This window comes from Neotamlana nanhaiensis (assembly GCF_000943555.1).
Classification (GTDB): Bacteria; Bacteroidota; Bacteroidia; order Flavobacteriales; family Flavobacteriaceae; genus Neotamlana; species Neotamlana nanhaiensis.
In genome coordinates, this window is record NZ_JTDV01000001.1 from 516347 (window position 1) to 535116 (window position 18770).

The 18770-nt window shown below is 32.0% G+C and carries 20 protein-coding genes; 13 read left to right on the forward strand and 7 right to left on the reverse strand.

Translation table 11 applies throughout. The features are described 5' to 3' along the window. Positions 1 to 18: 18 nt before the first annotated feature. Together PK35_RS02065 and PK35_RS02070 are read left to right on the forward strand one after the other, a co-directional pair. Positions 19 to 642, forward strand: a complete 624-nt coding sequence (locus PK35_RS02065; protein ID WP_044624976.1) for a hypothetical protein — start codon at positions 19 to 21, stop codon at positions 640 to 642. 174 nt (positions 643 to 816) lie between these two features. After that, complete coding sequence (locus tag PK35_RS02070) at positions 817 to 1794, forward strand: hypothetical protein (RefSeq protein ID WP_044624977.1); 978 nt, start codon at positions 817 to 819, stop codon at positions 1792 to 1794. A gap of 1 nt (position 1795) precedes the next feature. On the opposite strand, the gene PK35_RS02075 is transcribed toward PK35_RS02070, so the two are convergent. Beyond that, the gene (locus PK35_RS02075) at positions 1796 to 2401 is read right to left on the reverse strand and encodes a DUF1684 domain-containing protein (RefSeq protein ID WP_044625219.1); all 606 of its coding nucleotides are present in this window, start codon (positions 2399 to 2401) and stop codon (positions 1796 to 1798) included. 269 nt (positions 2402 to 2670) lie between these two features. On the opposite strand from PK35_RS02075, the gene PK35_RS02080 reads away from it, so the two are divergent. The 3 genes from PK35_RS02080 to PK35_RS02090 are packed head-to-tail and all read left to right on the forward strand — an operon-like array spanning position 2671 to position 5349. Continuing rightward, on the forward strand, positions 2671 to 3906 hold the full coding sequence (locus tag PK35_RS02080) for an MFS transporter (protein ID WP_044624978.1): 1236 nt from the start codon (positions 2671 to 2673) through the stop codon (positions 3904 to 3906). After that, a complete protein-coding gene (locus PK35_RS02085; protein ID WP_044624979.1) occupies positions 3882 to 4850 on the forward strand; it encodes a YpdA family putative bacillithiol disulfide reductase in 969 nt (322 codons plus the stop codon). Before PK35_RS02080 ends, PK35_RS02085 begins: the two co-directional genes overlap by 25 nt. 22 nt (positions 4851 to 4872) lie before the next feature. Continuing rightward, positions 4873 to 5349 carry a hypothetical protein gene (locus tag PK35_RS02090; protein WP_044624980.1) on the forward strand — a complete coding sequence of 159 codons (477 nt, stop codon included), beginning with the start codon at positions 4873 to 4875 and terminating at the stop codon, positions 5347 to 5349. Positions 5350 to 5357: 8 nt separating this feature from the next. On the opposite strand, the gene PK35_RS02095 is transcribed toward PK35_RS02090, so the two are convergent. Next, a complete protein-coding gene (locus PK35_RS02095; protein WP_044624981.1) occupies positions 5358 to 5801 on the reverse strand; it encodes an Lrp/AsnC family transcriptional regulator in 444 nt (147 codons plus the stop codon). Between the two features lie 123 nt (positions 5802 to 5924). On the opposite strand from PK35_RS02095, the gene PK35_RS02100 reads away from it, so the two are divergent. Further along, positions 5925 to 6320 (forward strand): hypothetical protein, encoded by a 396-nt coding sequence (locus tag PK35_RS02100; RefSeq protein WP_044624982.1) that lies wholly within the window; start codon positions 5925 to 5927, stop codon positions 6318 to 6320. A 10-nt stretch (positions 6321 to 6330) separates the two neighbouring features. Here PK35_RS02100 and PK35_RS02105 read toward each other — a convergent pair whose 3' ends face one another. From PK35_RS02105 to PK35_RS02115, 3 genes are all read right to left on the reverse strand, one after another. Then, on the reverse strand, positions 6331 to 6786 hold the full coding sequence (locus tag PK35_RS02105) for an RES family NAD+ phosphorylase (RefSeq protein WP_044625220.1): 456 nt from the start codon (positions 6784 to 6786) through the stop codon (positions 6331 to 6333). Positions 6787 to 6793: 7 nt separating this feature from the next. Then, a complete protein-coding gene (parS, locus tag PK35_RS02110) occupies positions 6794 to 7297 on the reverse strand; it encodes a type II RES/Xre toxin-antitoxin system antitoxin (protein ID WP_044624983.1) in 504 nt (167 codons plus the stop codon). 88 nt (positions 7298 to 7385) lie between these two features. Beyond that, on the reverse strand, positions 7386 to 10919 hold the full coding sequence (locus tag PK35_RS02115) for a methylmalonyl-CoA mutase family protein (protein ID WP_044624984.1): 3534 nt from the start codon (positions 10917 to 10919) through the stop codon (positions 7386 to 7388). A gap of 141 nt (positions 10920 to 11060) precedes the next feature. Here PK35_RS02115 and purU point away from each other — a divergent pair, with 141 nt between their 5' ends. Both purU and PK35_RS02125 read left to right on the forward strand, forming a co-directional pair. Further along, positions 11061 to 11915, forward strand: a complete 855-nt coding sequence (gene purU, locus PK35_RS02120) for a formyltetrahydrofolate deformylase (protein ID WP_044624985.1) — start codon at positions 11061 to 11063, stop codon at positions 11913 to 11915. 143 nt (positions 11916 to 12058) lie between these two features. After that, a complete protein-coding gene (locus PK35_RS02125; RefSeq protein ID WP_044625221.1) occupies positions 12059 to 13153 on the forward strand; it encodes an OmpA family protein in 1095 nt (364 codons plus the stop codon). A 38-nt stretch (positions 13154 to 13191) separates the two neighbouring features. Here PK35_RS02125 and PK35_RS02130 read toward each other — a convergent pair whose 3' ends face one another. Beyond that, entirely contained in the window at positions 13192 to 14319 is a 1128-nt protein-coding gene (locus tag PK35_RS02130; protein WP_044624986.1) for a TlpA family protein disulfide reductase, read from the reverse strand. 90 nt (positions 14320 to 14409) lie between these two features. Between PK35_RS02130 and PK35_RS02135 the strand changes: the two genes are divergently transcribed. From PK35_RS02135 to PK35_RS02155, 5 genes are all read left to right on the forward strand, one after another. Continuing rightward, positions 14410 to 15117 carry a DUF4197 domain-containing protein gene (locus PK35_RS02135; RefSeq protein WP_044624987.1) on the forward strand — a complete coding sequence of 236 codons (708 nt, stop codon included), beginning with the start codon at positions 14410 to 14412 and terminating at the stop codon, positions 15115 to 15117. Between the two features lie 89 nt (positions 15118 to 15206). Next, positions 15207 to 15410 carry a Lacal_2735 family protein gene (locus PK35_RS02140; protein WP_044624988.1) on the forward strand — a complete coding sequence of 68 codons (204 nt, stop codon included), beginning with the start codon at positions 15207 to 15209 and terminating at the stop codon, positions 15408 to 15410. Between the two features lie 77 nt (positions 15411 to 15487). Next, positions 15488 to 15634 carry a hypothetical protein gene (locus PK35_RS17575; protein WP_157841050.1) on the forward strand — a complete coding sequence of 49 codons (147 nt, stop codon included), beginning with the start codon at positions 15488 to 15490 and terminating at the stop codon, positions 15632 to 15634. A 543-nt stretch (positions 15635 to 16177) separates the two neighbouring features. Further along, positions 16178 to 17470, forward strand: a complete 1293-nt coding sequence (locus PK35_RS02150) for a phytochrome family protein (protein WP_131474387.1) — start codon at positions 16178 to 16180, stop codon at positions 17468 to 17470. Next, on the forward strand, positions 17463 to 17867 hold the full coding sequence (locus PK35_RS02155; RefSeq protein ID WP_044624991.1) for a response regulator: 405 nt from the start codon (positions 17463 to 17465) through the stop codon (positions 17865 to 17867). The genes PK35_RS02150 and PK35_RS02155 overlap by 8 nt, the downstream gene beginning before the upstream one ends. 6 nt (positions 17868 to 17873) lie before the next feature. Here PK35_RS02155 and pyrF read toward each other — a convergent pair whose 3' ends face one another. After that, the gene (gene pyrF / locus PK35_RS02160; RefSeq protein ID WP_044624992.1) at positions 17874 to 18683 is read right to left on the reverse strand and encodes an orotidine-5'-phosphate decarboxylase; all 810 of its coding nucleotides are present in this window, start codon (positions 18681 to 18683) and stop codon (positions 17874 to 17876) included. Positions 18684 to 18770 lie beyond the last annotated feature (87 nt).

The window sequence follows — 18770 nt, forward strand, 5'->3', positions numbered from 1 at the left end:
ACATATATTTCATATTAAATGAAGACTACTAAAACCATCTTTTGCTTACTATTAATTTGCCTTTTTTCAACAACTACTTTTGCCCAAAATAGTGACGACGAAGAAACGCAATCTATAAATACAGGTACTATTAACGACCAATTTGAATACCTTTTAAGGAAATCTGGAAACTTTAAAGGTACTAATGGGCAACCTTATGAAGCTGTAAAGTTGAGTATGATAAACGCTTTACGCGCGCATACTATTGATTCGTTAAAAACGGTACATAAAAACCTAACCGATACAAAAGCCATTGTAGCTTCTCAAGCTAAAGAAATTGCTTCTTTAAAATCGAATTTAAGCAACACACAAAGTAACTTAGATGCTACAAATGCCGAAAAAGACAGCATGTCGCTTTTTGGAATATCGATGAGTAAAACAGGCTACAACAGTTTAATGTGGATAATTATCGCCGCTTTATTAGCCCTATTGTTACTATTTATCTATAAATTTAAAAATAGTAATGCCATTACAAAAAGCGCAAAAATAGCATTGGCCGAAACCGAAGAAGAATTTGAGCAACACCGAAAAGTAGCTTTAGAACGCGAACAAAAAGTTCGTCGACAACTACAAGACGAAATAAACAAGCAAAAAAATGCTTAACCTATAAGAGGCTATCTAAAAAGCCACATTTTTGTCAATCTGAACTTGTTTCAGATTCTAATGTATTTTGAAAATCAATTATTTAAGATTCTGAAACAAGTTCAGATTGACAGATTTCATGCTTTTTAGACGGTGGTTTTTTATGTTTAAAAATAGCTTTAATAAACTTAAACTATGAAACTCCCTCTACATCTTCTCGCAATCTTAATTATTATTTCAGCTACAGCGTGTGCCCAAAACAAAGGTGGTTTTGGCGAAAAATATCCTTTAAAACTTGGCCAAACAACACCTTACGCCAAAGCTAGCGTAGGCAACTTTGAGGGTTATTTTTTGGTAGACTTCGGCACAACAAATAGTACTATTGATACCAATAATTTTATAAACGGTAAACCGTTTGCTACACAAAATACAAGCAACCAATATGCAAATTTTAATTTTTTAGGGCCATGGGGAACGGTGAGTTTATACCATCAAAACCATGCGAATATTAATGGCTTGAACAATTTTAAACAAGCTGGAATAATTGGAACTGATTTTTTAACCACGAATATTTACACTTTAGATTTTCAAAACAAAGCCATTTATAAATCTAACTCCACTCAATTTTACACCAACAAAACATTAGATAGCTTAGGTTTTAAAGCTGCATCAACCATTGGTTACTACGCTAATGATTATAGTAAATTAAACAACGATTGTACCGCAAACATCCCTACAATTCCTGTTAAAATTGGAAAAATTAGTGCCACGGCTCAAATAGATTCTGGCTACGATGATGCGAAATACCAACATTCCATTAACATCAATCAAGCTTTTTTTAATGCTTTAATTGATGCTGATATTTATTTAGTTGAAAACCCTTCAGCAAATATTACATTAAGTACTTGCGTAAGTTATTACAGTGAAGCAGTAAAAGCTTATACATTACCTGAAGGTGTACAATTTTCAATAACTTCAATTGATGGTTCTCCTATATTTTTAACCTCCGATGTTAATATATTTTTAAAACAAACACCACCCGAAGCACAAACTTGTGGAGGTATTGGTACTTGGAAAATTCCTGCAGCACAACTAGGCGCATCCTTTTTAATGGATAGCAAAAAAGTTATTTTCGATCCTTTTCAATCGAAAGTTTGGTTTTATACCAAGTAATTTAATGCTTGTCAAAGGCCTTTACACCAGCTTCAATTTTAGTTCGTAAATAATTTACTCGTGGCACTATAGGGCAAGAATATTTATCGTTGTAGGCACAATAAGGGTTATACGCCTTGTTAAAATCAATAGTTACAGAATCTCCTGCAGGAATACGAAGATCGATATAGCGACCGCCACCATAACTTGTATCGCCATTAGTTTCATCTAGAAACGGCAGAAAAAGGTAATCTTCATAACCTTCTTCTTGCATTAAATCTTTACCTTGATAAACATTAAGCTGAAATGCTTTTCCTTTTAATTCAAAATGTAAAACTCCAAACACACGCTCTTTAGACAAGCGACTTGTGGTGGTTTTCATATTAAACCATTTACTATCAGGTGTACGATCTAATTTTGCATTTACCACAAACGATGAATCTAATTTAAAAAAATCAAGACCTTCAAAAGCTTTTCTATCTGCCTTTTTTAAAGGAGATGTACTTGCATCTTTATATTCGGCGTTTATTTCCTTTTGAAATTCGGTTTCTCCTTTTATAAAGCGCTTTTTTTGTGCGCAGCTCGTTAAACAAAATAGCACAGCAAGGAATAGTATTATTGTTCGCATGGTAAATTTTTTCAATTCAAAAATACAACTTAAAACTTTTTTACCTAGTTTTGAAGTAACAAACAGAAACAAAATGCGCGTAAACATCACAATTTGTAAAAAGCAACTAACCTATTCTTCGATGAAGAACAGTTGGACTTGTTTTGTATTGCGGTGATTTAACTAAGTAATAATACAATATTTCATAAAAGTCCGACATCACTGTCGGACTTTTTTATTTTAATACCTAACCAATAAATATTCTATAAAAGATAGAATTTACAGAAGCTATGGCAACTCTATTTAAAAACTACATTAACACATTTAGAGGTTTATCTACCGAAATTTGGTGGTTGGCTTTAATTACTTTAATTAACCGTGCAGGCACGATGGTTATTCCATTTTTATCACTTTACCTAAAAGAAGATTTGCAATTTACGGTAAGCCATATTGCATGGGTAATGAGCGCATTTGGTTTAGGCTCTGTGGTAGGCTCTTGGTTAGGCGGTAAATTAACCGACTCTTTTGGGTACTATAAAGTGATGGTTAATAGCTTGTGGGCAACTGGTGTTTTGTTTATCGGACTTCAGTTTTTAAACACGTTTGCAACCATTTGCTTGGGTATTTTTGTAGTAATGCTAGTTGCCGATACCTTTAGACCAGCGATGTTTGTAGCGCTTAATGCCTACAGCAAACCCGAAAATAAAATACGCTCGCTTACGCTCATTCGGTTAGCTATAAATTTAGGATTTTCGGCTGGTCCTGCACTTGGGGGTTTAATCATTACAGGTTTAGGTTATGGCGGACTATTTTGGGTTGATGGTATTACCTGTATTATTGCTACTTTGGTTATGATAAAAGTTTTACACCCAAAGAAAGCTAAAGTTTTAGATGAAGTAAAAGTGGAAAACCCTGTATCGGCTTACAGCGACGGTATTTTCTTGGTATTCCTGGTAGCCATGGCTCTTTTTGGTATTGTATTTTTACAATATTTTTCAACCATAACCATTTACTACAAAGATGTGCATGTTTTAACAGAATTTGAAATTGGTATTCTTTTAGGACTTAACGGATTTCTTATTTTTGTATTCGAAATGCCTTTAATTAAATGGCTAGAAAACACAAGCTTTACTAAACTTGGCCTCATGTTTTTTGGGATTGTTTTAACAGGTTTAAGTTTATTTATTTTAAACCTAACCTCTTGGTCTGGAATTTTAATTATTGGCATGTTGCTTATGACATTTGGGGAAATGATTACCTTCCCGTTTTCTAACGCATTCGCTGTAGAACGTGCAAAAAAAGGAAACCAAGGCGAGTACATGGCGTTGTATTCCATTTCATTTTCAATCGCTCATATTTTTGGTCATAACGCTGGTTTACAACTAACAGCAAACGTTGGTTTTAACAACACGTGGTACATTATTACTGGTATTGCTGTTATTTGTGCCATTATTTTATTCGTTTTAAAAGAAAATTTAAAAACAAACAAAACAAAAACATCTTGGAAAACAAAAAAGATATCATAATAATTGGTGGTGGCCCTATTGGCATTGCCTGCGCACTAGAATGTAAAAAAAGAGGCTGGAGCTATATTGTTATTGAAAAAGGCGCATTAACCAATTCGCTATTCAATTACCCAAAAAACATGACGTTTTTTTCAACTTCAGAAAAGTTAGAAATTGATGGTATTCCGTTTATTAGTAACAAGCCAAAACCGAATAGAGATGAGGCTTTGGAGTATTATCGTCGCGTGGTAACTTCTAATAAATTAGATATCAATCTCTACGAAACAGTTACTAAAATTGATAAAAATGAAAATGATTTCACCGTTTTAACCACAAAAGGCAATTATTCAGGCAAACATGTTATTATTTCAACGGGCTTTTATGATATTCCGAAACTATTACATGTTCCTGGTGAAGATTTACCTAAAGTGACTCATTATTATAAAGAAGCCCACAATTACGCCCTGCAAAATGTTGTAGTGGTTGGTGCGAGTAATTCGGCAGTCGATGCCGCTTTAGAAATTTACAGAAAAGGTGGCCATGTTACCATGGTAGTTCGTGGAGAATCCATTGGAGAACGTGTTAAATATTGGGTGCGCCCCGATATCGTAAATCGTATAGAAGAAGGTAGTATTTCGGCTTATTTTAATAGTGAGATTACAGCTATTAAACCAGAAACCGTGGTTATCAAAACCCCTGAAAACACCGTAAACCTGCCCAACGATTACGTTGTCGCTCTAACTGGGTATTTACCCAATTTTAAAATGCTAGAAGCCAATGGTATTGCGCTATCAAAAGATAAACGCATACCTATTTACAACCCAGAAACGATGGAAACCAATGTAAAAGGTTTGTATTTAGCTGGCGTAATTTGTGGTGGCGAAGAAACACACAAATGGTTTATTGAAAACTCGAGAATTCATGCAAAACTCATTGCTGAACATATTGAAAAACAATTAAAATAATCGTTTTTAAAATTTTGAAGCCATGATATTTGAAAAATGGGAAAAATTGCCAATTTTTAAAAAGGCATTAGAAATACAAGATATTGTACTACACATTACTGAAACAGTTGAAAACACTGATATAGATTTCAAATCAGAGGTTGAATCTGAAATGGTTAAACGAAATATTGAGTATTTAAAAGAGAATGCACTAATTATTCCTGCTAAAATAGCTGGTGCTGCCGATGAGGATATGCTCTATGATATAAAAATGGAAAACGCCGCCATTATTAGAAAAGCTGCTCGAGAGCTAATAACAGATATTAGAGGTATACAAATGTTTGGATTTAAAGACACCGAATATTTAGATATTTTAAGACATGAAGTTGAGGAATTTAGAGTACTTTTTGCCGAATGGGTAAAGACCTTTGATTGCTGGAATTACATTATTGATAGATGGGGACTTTTTAATCCACCTGGTGTAAACTACGATGATGTAGACCCTGAGGACCTGCTTTAATTCACCAATTATTTTAACGGAATAACCTCCTTTTGTTTAATTACACGCGATAATACAATCTGGGTTTTCGATTCGCCATAGGTTATTAATTGGTCTATAAAACTCTCTAGATGTTTGTTATTTTTTAAAACAACCTCCATAACAATATTTTCATCACCTGTAATGCGGTAACAGTTTATTACCTCCTCATAGGTTTTAACTTTTTCTAAAAAAGGCTTCAGTTTACCCATAAAAGCACGAAGTGTAATTATAGCTTTTAACTGATAACCTATTTCATAAGGCGATACAATGGCTTTATAACCTTCAATTATACCTAAATCTTCCATTTTTTTTATACGCTCTGAAACTGCAGGTGAACTTATACCAACGCGTCTACCAATTTCGGCATTCGAAAGGCGAGCATTTTCCTGTAAACACTTCAAAATCTTACCATTAAGCGTATCTAACTTCATTTAAAAGAAATATTAATTCAAAAAATTAAAATTTAAATCAAATATACGATTTTACTTTAAATTCTAAAGAAGATTACAGCTAGATGTCTGTAATTTTGATGTAATTGCTAAGAAAACAAACAAATGTCTGCTAATACCCCACTAAATCTATCGGAATTACCGATTTATATTAAAGCGCAAGAAATTTTTACACTTTCGCAAAGTATATCATTATACTTAAACGATGACTTATCTGCTCTTAATTCAGATGGTACCGAAGATAACAACATTTACTTTTCTGGAGATATTGTTCAACAATCTAATTCACTAGCACCTGAAATTGCTAATGCGCAATCTGAACGTTGTTCTTACAAAAAACGTAAACATCTAGCTTCTTTAAAAAGATTAACGAACAGACTTTACAAAAACTCATACCGATTAGAAAAATCAAACAGTAACGGGAAAGACTTTTTACCCATATTGCGAAGTGAATTGCGTAAATTTAAAAAATTACAACGTAGTTGGGTGATGACATTGTAAAGTTTAAAAATTAAACCAAGCGCGCATCTAATTCTAAATTACCCGTTTTCACAATTTTTATTAATTTGAAAGATTCATGTTTAGGGTTTAATAAATAATTAAATCCGTTTGGCAACACTGCCGATGGCACTTTTAACACCATATTTTTCTGATTATTTATCCAATTTGAGCCATAATCTTGTGTAAATGACAAAGGCGGATTTTCGCGCCAGTTTTCTTTTAATATTGACGGTTTTAATGTTGAAATAGTTAGCGAATCTGGCACATCTAATTCAATAAACCCAAAATCTTCATTTACGAACTTATAATCAATATGAACTAATAATTCTAAAACTGAAAGCGCCAACGATTCGGAGGTGTATAATATGTTAGTGCCTGGTTTATTCCATCGGCCACCAAAAAGTCGCGCTCCTTCGCCACTTAAATCCTTTAAATGCTTCTTTTTAGCAATTCTAAAAACCCGCATAATAAAATTATGAATAAACACCGTACTCGATGCGACCAAGGGTATCTTTAATTAAATTAGTACCAAAACTAGTATCGAGGTAATGAATAGGTTTTTTATAATTAAGATGGCGTACCTCGGTATGCAACCAAGCCGTAAATGTTTCGAGCGAACCCAACACCTCAATTCCTCTTGAAATAACGTCGGCAATTTCTAGGATTTGCTCGGTAGAATATACATTGAGTAAATCGGTATCGTTTTTACGTTGAATTGTACGGTGCGATACATGCAACAATTGGCTCATTTGTTCCATAGAAATAGATAAAATTGAACTTAAGGTTTGTAACACCGATTTTGGTAAACCTTTACGGGTTATTTCGATTAAGTCAAGATCATTATTTATAGATTGCCCAACAGCAACACTACCGCCCAATACGCTTACAATACGATCGTATTTATTATTTAAACCATAAAATACTTTAGGCTCTTGAGCTAAATTTTTAATTTCTGAAGATGTTGTATACGATTTCATGACACGACAATTTACACAAATTTACGTATTTTTGTCGTGTTGTCAAAATTTCCCTCTCATTTTTTCTTTTTATTCGAGCAAAAACTTTTTACATATTTCGCCTATATTGACCGCCAACTTTAAATAACGCCGAAGTAATTTGTCCTAAGCTGCACACTTTACAAACTTCCATTAAAGCTTCGAACATATTTTCGTTGTTTATAGCCTTCTGCTGAAGATTTTTTAATAAGTCTTCCGTTTCATTTCCTTTATGTAAATTTTCTAAAGTTTTAATTTGATTTTGCTTTTCTTCGTCGGTTGCTCTAATCACTTCCATTGGTAAAACCGTTGGAGAACCTTTACTACTTAAAAAAGTATTTACCCCAATTATTGGGAAGTCTCCGTTATGTTTCAACGTTTCATAATACAAACTTTCTTCTTGTATTTTACTTCGCTGGTACATGGTTTCCATAGCCCCCAAAACACCGCCACGATCTGTTATTCTATCAAATTCAACTAATACTGCTTCTTCTACTAAATCGGTTAATTCTTCTATAATAAACGCGCCTTGTAACGGATTTTCATTTTTTGCTAATCCTAATTCATTATTTATTATTAATTGAATTGCCATTGCACGACGCACAGACTCTTCGGTTGGTGTTGTAATCGCTTCGTCATACGCATTAGTATGTAATGAATTGCAATTGTCGTAAATCGCATATAATGCTTGTAATGTGGTACGAATATCGTTAAAATCTATCTCTTGCGCATGTAAACTACGTCCAGAAGTTTGAATATGATACTTTAACATTTGTGCTCTAGCATTGGCTCCATATTTATGCTTTAAAGCTTTTGCCCAAATACGTCTTGCTACACGACCAATTACAGCATATTCTGGATCGATTCCGTTAGAAAAAAAGAATGATAAGTTTGGTCCAAACTTATTAATATCCATACCACGACTTAAATAATATTCCACGTAAGTAAAACCATTAGATAAAGTTAATGCCAATTGGGTAATTGGGTTTGCACCAGCTTCGGCAATATGATAACCAGAAATAGATACCGAATAAAAATTCCGTACATTATTCTCTATAAAATATTCTTGCACATCTCCCATTAAACGCAAGGCAAACTCTGTCGAAAATATACAGGTATTCTGCGCTTGGTCTTCTTTTAAAATATCTGCCTGAACGGTTCCTCTTACTTGAGCTATTGTTCTTTTTTTTATATCGTTATAAACCGCTTTTGGCAACACTTGATCACCAGTAACACCTAATAACATTAACCCTAAACCATCATTACCTTCTGGTAAATCTCCGTGGTATTGTGGTCGCTCTATACCTTTATCTTTATAAAGTTTAGTAATTTTAGTTTCCACTTCTTTTTCAAGACCATTTTCTTTAATGTAAATTTCGCATTGTTGGTCTATAGCTGCATTCATAAAAAATCCCAACAGCATTGGAGCAGGACCATTAATAGTCATACTTACCGATGTTTTTACATCTGCTAAATTAAACCCTGAATATAATTTTTTTGCATCGTCTAAACAGCAAATACTAACACCTGCATTACCTATTTTACCGTAAATATCTGGACGTAAATCGGGGTCGTTACCGTAAAGCGTAACACTATCAAACGCTGTAGATAAACGCTTTGCTGGCAAACCTTGGCTTACATAATGAAAACGTTTATTGGTACGTTCTGGCCCGCCTTCACCAGCAAACATACGTGCTGGGTCTTCCCCTTTTCGTTTAAATGGATACAATCCTGAGGTGTACGGAAATTCTCCGGGTACATTTTCTTGTAACGTCCATTTTAAAATATCTCCCCAAGCTTGGTATTTTGGCAAAGCAACTTTTGGGATTTGTAAATGCGAAAGTGACTCGGTATGTGTTTCTATTTTTATTTCTTTATCACGAACTTTAAAACTGTAAATTGGAGCTTTGTATTGGTTTACTTTGTCTTTCCAACCTGTGATTACTTCCCAATTGTAAGGATCTAAATTTAGTTTAACACGGTCAAATTCTGTGATGAGCATTTTGATGAAATCCTTTTTGTCATCCTGAACTCCTGTACTGAGCGTAGTCGAAGTATGTTTCAAAATTTCATCTTGATCTAAACCTTGTTTTCCTAAAAAAGACATCTCGACTGCGCTCGATGTGACATCACCAACTGAGCATATCGTCTTATAAATTCCATATAATTTTTGAGCGACTTCAACTTGAACTTCAACAGTGCTATCGTAATCACGATTACTTTCGGCAATTTCAGACAAATAACGCGTACGATTTGGTGGAATAACAAATACCTTCTCACTCATTTGTTCTGTAATTTCAAACGTTGAATTTAAATCGGCTTCAGTATTTTCAACTAATTTATCCATTACTGTTTTGTATAGCGTATTCATTCCTGGATCGTTAAACTGTGATGCAATGGTACCAAAAACAGGTAGCTTATCTTGCGGTAGATCCCAAAGATTATTGTTACGCATGTATTGTTTACGCACATCTCTTAAAGCATCTAAAGCGCCCCGTTTATCAAATTTATTGATGGCTACCAAATCGGCAAAATCTAACATATCAATCTTTTCCAGCTGTGTTGCAGCACCAAATTCCGGCGTCATCACGTAAAGTGAAACGTTAGAATGTTCTATAATTTCTGTATCAGATTGACCAATACCAGACGTTTCTAAAATGATTAAATCGTATTCTGCAGCTTTTAAAACCTCAACCGCTTCATTAACATATTTTGATAATGCCAAATTACTTTGACGCGTTGCTAAACTTCGCATATACACACGAGGTGAGTTAATAGCATTCATACGAATGCGATCACCTAATAATGCGCCTCCAGTTTTTCGTTTTGATGGATCTACCGAAATTATTCCAATAGTTTTTTCTGGAAAATCGATTAAAAAACGTCTCACTAGCTCGTCTACCAAACTAGATTTTCCTGCGCCACCAGTCCCTGTTATACCTAAAACAACCCCTCCTAACCTCCCCGAAGGAGAGGAATTCATACTCAGACGTGAAGATAAAATCTCAAAATCATCATGATTATTTTCTGCCAGAGAGATTAACCTAGCTATAACATTAACACTTTTATGTTTTAATTCTTTCTGCAAGTCTTCAGTACTTAAGCTCAATAATGCTGACGCGTCCTGATTAGATACTTTTGGCTCTTCCCCTTTGGGGAAGCTGGAAGGGGCATCTGCTTTTTCAACTAAATCATTAATCATGCCTTGTAAACCCAATTCTCTTCCATCATCTGGTGAATAAATTCTGGTGATACCGTAATCCATCAATTCCTTAATTTCTGAAGGAAGAATTACACCGCCGCCACCGCCAAAAATTTTGATGTGTCCTGCGCCTTTTTCATGTAAAAGGTCGTACATGAATTTAAAATACTCGTTATGCCCACCTTGGTACGAGGTTAAAGCTATAGCGTTAACATCTTCTTGTATTGCGGTATTTACAACCTCTTCTACACTACGATCATGACCTAAATGAATAACTTCTACGCCTGTTGCTTGTATAATGCGGCGCATAATATTTATAGAAGCATCATGCCCATCAAAAAGCGATGCTGCGGTTACAATACGTACTTTATGATTTGGTTTGTATGGTAATTGGTGTTTCATTGTTAATAAATAATCAGTTTTAGCTTATTGGTTTGTAAAAAATTCAATAAAACAGAACTTTTACGTAAAATTATTCAAAAAATAAATTTAAACATAGTTTCAAGCGATTTTAATTTAATTTTACCTTTTTAAGCAAAAAAAATGAACAAAATTACCATCCTTATTCACTGTAACGATCAACCAAATATTATTGCTTCGGTAACAAATTTTATTGTTAAAAATGAAGGCAATATTGTTTATATTGATCAGTATGTAGATAGAGAGCAAAACATATTTTTTATGCGCTTAGAAAGCGAATTTGCTAGAGAAGATTTTACAACTGATGATTTTAAGGCTGATTTTAAAGCTTCATTAGCCGATAAGTTTATTATGAAATGGCGCATATACTCATCGGAAGCAAAACCCAAAATGGCAATTTTTGTTTCAAAATACGACCATTGTTTATACGATTTATTAGCACGATATAATTCGGACGAATTAAATTTAGAAATTCCGTTTATTATAAGTAATCACAAGGATTTAAAGCATATTGCCGATAATTTTAAAATTCCGTTTTATCATATTCCAGTTACTAAAAACACAAAGGCTGAAGCTGAAGCAAAACAACTAGAACTTTTAAAAGCACATAACATCGATTTTATAGTATTGGCGCGTTATATGCAAATTGTTTCAAGTAAATTAATTGATGTTTATAAAAACAAGATAATTAACATTCATCATTCGTTTTTACCTGCATTTGTAGGCGCGAAACCCTATCATTCTGCATATAAACGTGGTGTAAAAATTATTGGTGCTACAAGCCATTATGTAACCGAAGAGCTCGATGCTGGTCCAATTATAGAACAAGATGTAACACGAGTTACCCATGCCCATGCCATAAAAGATTTAATAGCAAAAGGGCGCGATTTAGAAAAAATAGTATTGGCAAACGCAGTAAAACTACATGCTAACAGAAAAGTAATGGTATTTAACAATAAAACCATAATATTTACTTAATCAACATCTTAACTTACATTAAGTTAAAGTCTTCTTAACAAACTTTGAGCTGTCATTTTATAAATTTAGTGACTAATTAATTTTTTATGTGTCTAAACAGACGAAGATTAATAAAAAATTATCCATTAACTAAATTAAAAAAAATGAAAAAAAATCTATCATTTGGTCTAATGTTATTATTAGGCATTGGCTTTGTTAACGCACAAAGTTTACCTGCGAACCCCGAACCTGGAAAGTGTTATGTTAAATGTATTACCAAGGATGAATTTAAGGATGTTGAAGAAACTATTGAGGTGTATCCTGCTTACACAAAACTAACGGTAGTTCCAGCAACCTACAAAACCGTTGAAGAGCGTGTTTTAGTAAAAGAAGCATCAAAAAAGTTTGTTTATGTTCCTGCAACTTATGAAACTGTTGATGTTTCTTATGTAAAAAAAGAAGGCCGAACAAACTTAGAGGTAATTCCAGCCAGTTTTGGATCAGATTCAAAAACTTTTGAAGTGTATCCAGCTACGTCGGGTTGGGAATATAAAGAAACAGCTTGCGACTCGCCGAATAAAGAAGATTGTGTTGTTGCTTGTTTTGTAGAATACCCATCGCAATCTAAAGATGTTAGCTTTACAACCTTAGCGAGCGATGCGAGTACTAAAAATATACCCGTTTCCGAAACGAGTGCCTCATACAAAAAGCGTGTTATAAAAACACCTGCTAGAATGGATGAAATTGAAATTCCTGCCGAATACGCTACTATTAAAAAACAAGTATTAGATAAACCTGCAAGTACCACAAGCGTAACAGTTCCTGCAAAAACGCAAACTGTAACCAAAACGGTTTTAGCTAAAAAAGGAGGTATAACAACCTGGGAAGAAGTAGATTGTGGTTTATTAAGCGCCAATGTTTTACCCATTTTTTATGAGTTAGGAAGCGCTAGAATTACGCCAGCATCGAAAAAAATTATAGATGAAACTTTATTACCATTATTAAATAGCAAACCTGTAAATATCGAATTAATGTCTCACACAGATTCTAGAGGAAACGACGATTTTAACATGTCATTATCACAACAACGTGCCAACTCTGTTGTTAACTACTTAGTATCAAAGGGAATTTCTAGAAATCGTTTAACAGCTAAAGGTTATGGCGAAACGCGTTTAGTAAACCGTTGCTCAAATGGTGTAGATTGCTCTGAAGCTGATCATCAAAAAAACAGAAGAACCGAGTTTAGAGTTTTAAACTAGGAACTAATATTAGCAATTAATTATAAAAAGCACCTTAATTAGGGTGCTTTTTTTGTTATCTTATAGACTGGATAACTGCCTTTTTTCTTTAAAATTTTTACACCATAATCTTCAAAGTTACTCACCATAAACTCGAAATACTTATAATGAATTTGCCAATCGTGCAGTGAAGCATCTACATAATTTTGACTTAAAATAACAGGAATATCAATAAGATTCGAAATTTTATACAGCAATTCGTTAAAACTCACATTATCGGCTTGTAATTCGGAGTCTCCAATTAGGAATTTTTGATTATTTCCTTCCCAATTTATTTGATTATTATCCCAGAAATTAGTTTGATTTAATGAAACACTTAAAATCTCACCACTATCGTCATTAATAGTTTCGCTTAAATTTAAAGCGTCAAAAATGGTATGCTTCATATTTATAAAGGCATGACTATATTTATTAAAGCGCATAAGGTAATTTATATTATCCAAATTATTAACTACAATTTGTTTAGTATTAACTTTTAAAACATACCCTAAAATTTGTTGTAAACTGCCGCTTAATGCAATAAAATCATCGTTTTCAAGAATTTGAACAGCAGAAAACGGGGTAAAGTTTTCTAAAATAGAATAATCGAAATCTTTTGTGTTATTTTCATTTTGATTATTTGAAGTTTCAACATAAGCTTCTATTTTAAAAAAAGAACTTTTTGAGGCTAACTTTGTATGCTTTTTTAAAAAGGATTCTAGGTGTTGCTTTTTAAAATTTGCAGGATGACCTTCCCAAAGTTTTTCTCCGTTAGCATTAAATAAAATACCATGTGGTAAGCTGTAAATGTTATGCTTTTTAAAAGTTTCCCCATCATAATCTATTGCAATTGCCAAATTTATGTCATGTTTAAGTAAAAACTTAGTTACTACCTCTGGAGTTTCTTGAGTTAAGGATAAAACATAAAAATTTTCGGGAAACTGCTTTTGTAAAGTTTCTAAATATTTCGATACATGAATACAAGGGTTACACCATGTTGCCCAAAAATCAACAAAAAACAAAGCATTATTATTGCTTTTTGAAAGTTTAGAATCTTGAATATGATGTGATAATTTAATTTGACTAAATGCCGATATAGATAAGCAAAAGAAAATGAAGGCTATATATTTGGGAGCAAAGTGATTCATTTTATTAATATTTAACTTTATTAATAACAAATACTGTGCTAAAATAGTATTTAAATATTAAATTTGCCCTTGAAAATAAAACCCAAATCTATGTTACGCAAAATATTATTAGCCGTTTTTGTTTTAAACTTAACTGCCTGTGCCGAACTACAACAAGTAGTAAACCAACTTCCGCAAGAAAATACAAGTATTGGTAACGAACAAATAGCATCGGGCTTAATTCAAGCATTAAATTTGGGTATTGATAAACAAGTTACCAAACTAACACAAACCGACGGTTTTTTTAAAAACGAATTGGTTAAAATAACCTTACCAGAAGAATTACAAAAGGTTGATAAAGCCTTAAGAGATATTGGATTAAGTAATTTGGCAGATGAAGGCTTAAAAGTATTAAATCGTGCTGCTGAAGACGCCGTAAAAGAAGCTACACCTATTTTTGTTGATGCTGTAAAAGGTATTACCTTTGCCGATGCAAAAAACATTTTGTTAGGTAACGACGATGCGGCCACGCAATACTTAACTACAAAAACGCAAACTTCGCTTTATAACAAATTTCAACCCGTTATTAATAATTCGTTTGCTAAAGTTGGTGCCGATAAAATTTGGACCAACCTAATTACTAAATACAACAACATACCATTTACAAAAAATGTGAACCCAGATTTAACCGATTATGTAACTGGTGAAGCATTAAGTGGTGTTTATAAAATGATTGCCGTTGAAGAAAAAGAAATACGCAATAATGTATCGTCTAGAACTACCGATTTATTAAAGCGTGTTTTTGCTTTGCAAGACTAAATAATTAATTTATTGACAGTTGGTTTAAATCACATTTTTATATTAATAAAAAATAATGTATCTTTAAGTTCTTCTAAACCAACGAACTAATGAATAGAATTGAACTCATCCAGTTGCAGCTAAAAAAACTTAGCCGCAGACACAAACAGCTATTAGAGCGGGCTTACAACTACAAACAAACCGACTCTGCACTAAGTGATTTTTTTGAATTTAGAGCCATTAAACTCCTAAATAAAATGAATCGCCTAAAATATCTTTCCAGAGATTTACACCAAGAACAACCTATGGCATAATTTTTTTGCAATTTTTTAACCATTCGATGACGTCTAATTTAAGGTTTAACACGTACTTTATTAAAAAGAACGTAATTATGAACACACATTTTTGTAAAGTTGGCAAAATTAAGCCCAACCTAAATAAGTTTTTAAGCTTAAAAGAACTTGAAACTAAAATTGAAAATTTTGTTGAAGATGTAAGTAAACTTGACTTAAAACAAGCAATCACTAAATTATCTTAACCTGAAAACAGAACAACAAACTGTTTTTCAGGTTTTTATGATTTTGCTTTTTTACATAACAAGACCGCGTACATCATTAACAAAATATAATCTCCTTTCCTTATTTCGATATTAACCTACCTTTTATCGAAATAAAATGTTATGCACGATCAGTTTTTACGATTTTTCTTCACTTAATTAAAATTTAGTCGTAAATTTAATTGATTTCATTTCTCCCTTAAATCTATATATTGACTTTATTATAAATTAAATTTAAACAAGATTTATAACTATATCATGTACCTAACAACAACTAAACATTTTAGGCATAAAACATTTTTCGCTTATAAGTTTACAATTTTTGTAACAATAGTTTTAGCGGTATTAAATTTATATTCTTGGTTTACAAACCATATAAATAACTTTTTTACAGGTTATATTATTAATGCCAACGCAACAATGAAGCCTGTAACAAGCGTTAGCTTTTTAATATTAACAGTACCTTTTTTTTTAAAAAAAACTCCAACCAAAGTTTTTTTAATATTGGGATTTATTATTCAAATCTTGCAATTAATAGGAATAGGCTTAAAAATTGAATTAACTGGTATTTATAGTTTTTCATCTGTGGCAACTATTTTTATGTTTTGTTTGGCCTACCTTTCTGCGTTTTTTATTAATATTTCTGCCATTAAAAATTATTTTATTACAACAACTTCTTTACTTTATTTAATTTCTTCATTTGCCATATTTTTTTACCTATTAAATAAAAATTCGGTATCCTCGTTTTTTGGTTTTGAAAGTTTAAGCTGGAATACTTCAATATTATTTTTTATAAACTCAATTGCACTTTTTGAAGTTGTTTTAATGGAAAATGTTCAACAATATAATTTCAAAATTACGCCTTATAAAAAAACCCATCCATATCAATATTTCCCTTATTTCTTTTTACTTCCTATTCTTGTAATAATGGCTATTTCAACCATAATTTATTACAATGTTATTAGTAAGACTTTAGGTGTTTATATTATTTTCCTGTTTTTAAATGTTTTAATTTTATTTAGTATTTTCCTTTACACTTTTAGATTTATAGATTTTTTTAAAGTTATTTCTCAAAAATCCAAGGAATTATATAATGCCAATAAAACCTTAAATAAGGTTAACAACGAAATTCAAGAAAAAAACTTATACCTAGAGGACTTTGCTACTATTACCTCGCATAATTTAAGAGAACCCATAATTGCCCTAAAAGAATTGCAAAATTATTATAAGGAATCGTTTAAAAATGGAAAATTAAATTTAAGAGAAGTGGAGCAAATGTACCAAAGTAACGTTACTAATTTAAACTACGGATTAAACTTATTAATTAATTATCACGACTTTATTAAAAACTTAAATAATAAAACTTTAGACAACATTTCGTTTTCTAAAAGCTTAAAAAAAACACTAAAATCTCTTGAATACTTAAAACCAACAAATACAACTTTAAACTTTAAACTAAATGCCGATATAAAATTACCAGAAGCACATATAAACAACATATTTAATAACTTATTAACCAGTTCATATATGTACAATGTTGAGGAAAATGAATTAAAAATTGATATTACAACATATTTAACTCGAAAATATTTTAACATAATTTATCGCGATAATAGTACCAAATTAAATCAACAAACTACTAATTTAATTATTGACAATACTTCGGAAAAATTAAAGAATTATAATAACGACAGATCCAATAATAGTTACGGCTTATATTTTTTAAAACTTTACATTAAGAAGTTAAATGGAAAAATAGATTTGTTTAATAATTCAAATAAAGGGAACCTAATTAGAATAAAACTAAACCATGAATAAAGTTGCTGTAATTGATGATAATTTACTTTTTAGAAAAATTACCAAACAACTTTTAGTAAATATTGGTTTTAAAGAGTCTAACATTATTTTGCTTGAAAACGGAAGAATTGCTATTAACTACATTATCGAAAATATTGAAGATAAGAGCCTTTTGCCAAACATTATTTTATTAGACCTTAACATGCCTAAAGTTAATGGTTGGGAGTTTATAAATTTACTTCAAAATTTATCAAAAAAATTTAATTATTTGCCTAAGATTTATATCATCACCTCTTCGGTTGATACAAAAGATATAGAACGAGCAAAAATTATTAAAGAGGTTAAGTCGTATATTATTAAACCCATAACCTCAAAAGATTTAATTAAGGCATTAAAATTAAAAACTCAAGAAAAATAAACCCTTTTATAGAAGAGCCGCCATATCAATTTGCATTTCTTTAGCTTTTAATGCTGCAGCTTGGGCAAAATCGCTATTTTTTGAAGCATAAATAATACCTCTAGACGAGTTAATTAATAAGCCCACGTTTTTAGCCATACCATATTTACAAACGTCTTGTAAATTACCTCCTTGCGCTCCTACCCCTGGCACTAACAAGAAACTTTCTGGAATAATATCTCTTATTTCGGCCAAATATTCGGCTTTAGTTGCACCAACCACATACATTAAATTTTCGGCATTTTTATAGGTTTTCGATACCTTTAAAACTTCTTTATATAATTCGTTTTCATCAATTTTTTTGGTTTGAAAATCGAATGCGCCTTGATTGGATGTTAATGCTAAAAGAATAGTGTGTTTATCTTTAAAAGCTAAAAAAGGTTCTACCGAGTCTTTTCCCATATAAGGCGCTATGGTAACCGAATCGAAAGCCATATCCTCAAAAAACGCTTTCGCATACATAGTACTCGTATTTCCTATATCGCCTCGTTTAGCATCTGCAATTGTAAAAATTTCAGGATAATTTTCATTCAAATAAGCTATGGTTTTTTGTAACGCTTGCCATCCTCTAATACCATAAGCTTCGTAAAATGCCGTATTTGGTTTATAAGCCACACATAAATGGTGTGTTGCGTCAATAATAGCTTTATTAAATGCAAAAATAGGATCGTCCTCTTGTAATAAATGCTCTGGAATTTTATTTAAATCGACATCCAATCCTATACATAAAAAAGACTTCTTTTTTCTAATTTCTGAAACGAGTTGTTCTGTTGTCACTTGTACTATATTTCTAAAAAAAGAGGCTGTCTAAAAAGTGTAAAATCTGTCATTCTGAATTCATTTCAGAATCTTAACAAATTATTT

Excerpts from the sequence above, each read along its gene's own strand:
- PK35_RS02065 (WP_044624976.1), top strand. The coding sequence starts at position 19 with ATGAAGACTACTAAAACCATCTTTTGCTTACTATTAATTTGCCTTTTT.
- PK35_RS02070 (WP_044624977.1), top strand. The coding sequence starts at position 817 with ATGAAACTCCCTCTACATCTTCTCGCAATCTTAATTATTATTTCAGCT.
- PK35_RS02075 (WP_044625219.1), bottom strand. The coding sequence starts at position 2,401 with ATGCGAACAATAATACTATTCCTTGCTGTGCTATTTTGTTTAACGAGC.
- PK35_RS02080 (WP_044624978.1), top strand. The coding sequence starts at position 2,671 with ATGGCAACTCTATTTAAAAACTACATTAACACATTTAGAGGTTTATCT.
- PK35_RS02090 (WP_044624980.1), top strand. The coding sequence starts at position 4,873 with ATGATATTTGAAAAATGGGAAAAATTGCCAATTTTTAAAAAGGCATTA.
- PK35_RS02095 (WP_044624981.1), bottom strand. The coding sequence starts at position 5,801 with ATGAAGTTAGATACGCTTAATGGTAAGATTTTGAAGTGTTTACAGGAA.
- PK35_RS02100 (WP_044624982.1), top strand. The coding sequence starts at position 5,925 with ATGTCTGCTAATACCCCACTAAATCTATCGGAATTACCGATTTATATT.
- PK35_RS02105 (WP_044625220.1), bottom strand. The coding sequence starts at position 6,786 with ATGCGGGTTTTTAGAATTGCTAAAAAGAAGCATTTAAAGGATTTAAGT.
- parS (WP_044624983.1), bottom strand. The coding sequence starts at position 7,297 with ATGAAATCGTATACAACATCTTCAGAAATTAAAAATTTAGCTCAAGAG.
- PK35_RS02115 (WP_044624984.1), bottom strand. The coding sequence starts at position 10,919 with ATGAAACACCAATTACCATACAAACCAAATCATAAAGTACGTATTGTA.
- purU (WP_044624985.1), top strand. The coding sequence starts at position 11,061 with ATGAACAAAATTACCATCCTTATTCACTGTAACGATCAACCAAATATT.
- PK35_RS02125 (WP_044625221.1), top strand. The coding sequence starts at position 12,059 with ATGAAAAAAAATCTATCATTTGGTCTAATGTTATTATTAGGCATTGGC.
- PK35_RS02130 (WP_044624986.1), bottom strand. The coding sequence starts at position 14,319 with ATGAATCACTTTGCTCCCAAATATATAGCCTTCATTTTCTTTTGCTTA.
- PK35_RS02135 (WP_044624987.1), top strand. The coding sequence starts at position 14,410 with ATGTTACGCAAAATATTATTAGCCGTTTTTGTTTTAAACTTAACTGCC.
- PK35_RS02140 (WP_044624988.1), top strand. The coding sequence starts at position 15,207 with ATGAATAGAATTGAACTCATCCAGTTGCAGCTAAAAAAACTTAGCCGC.
- PK35_RS17575 (WP_157841050.1), top strand. The coding sequence starts at position 15,488 with ATGAACACACATTTTTGTAAAGTTGGCAAAATTAAGCCCAACCTAAAT.
- PK35_RS02155 (WP_044624991.1), top strand. The coding sequence starts at position 17,463 with ATGAATAAAGTTGCTGTAATTGATGATAATTTACTTTTTAGAAAAATT.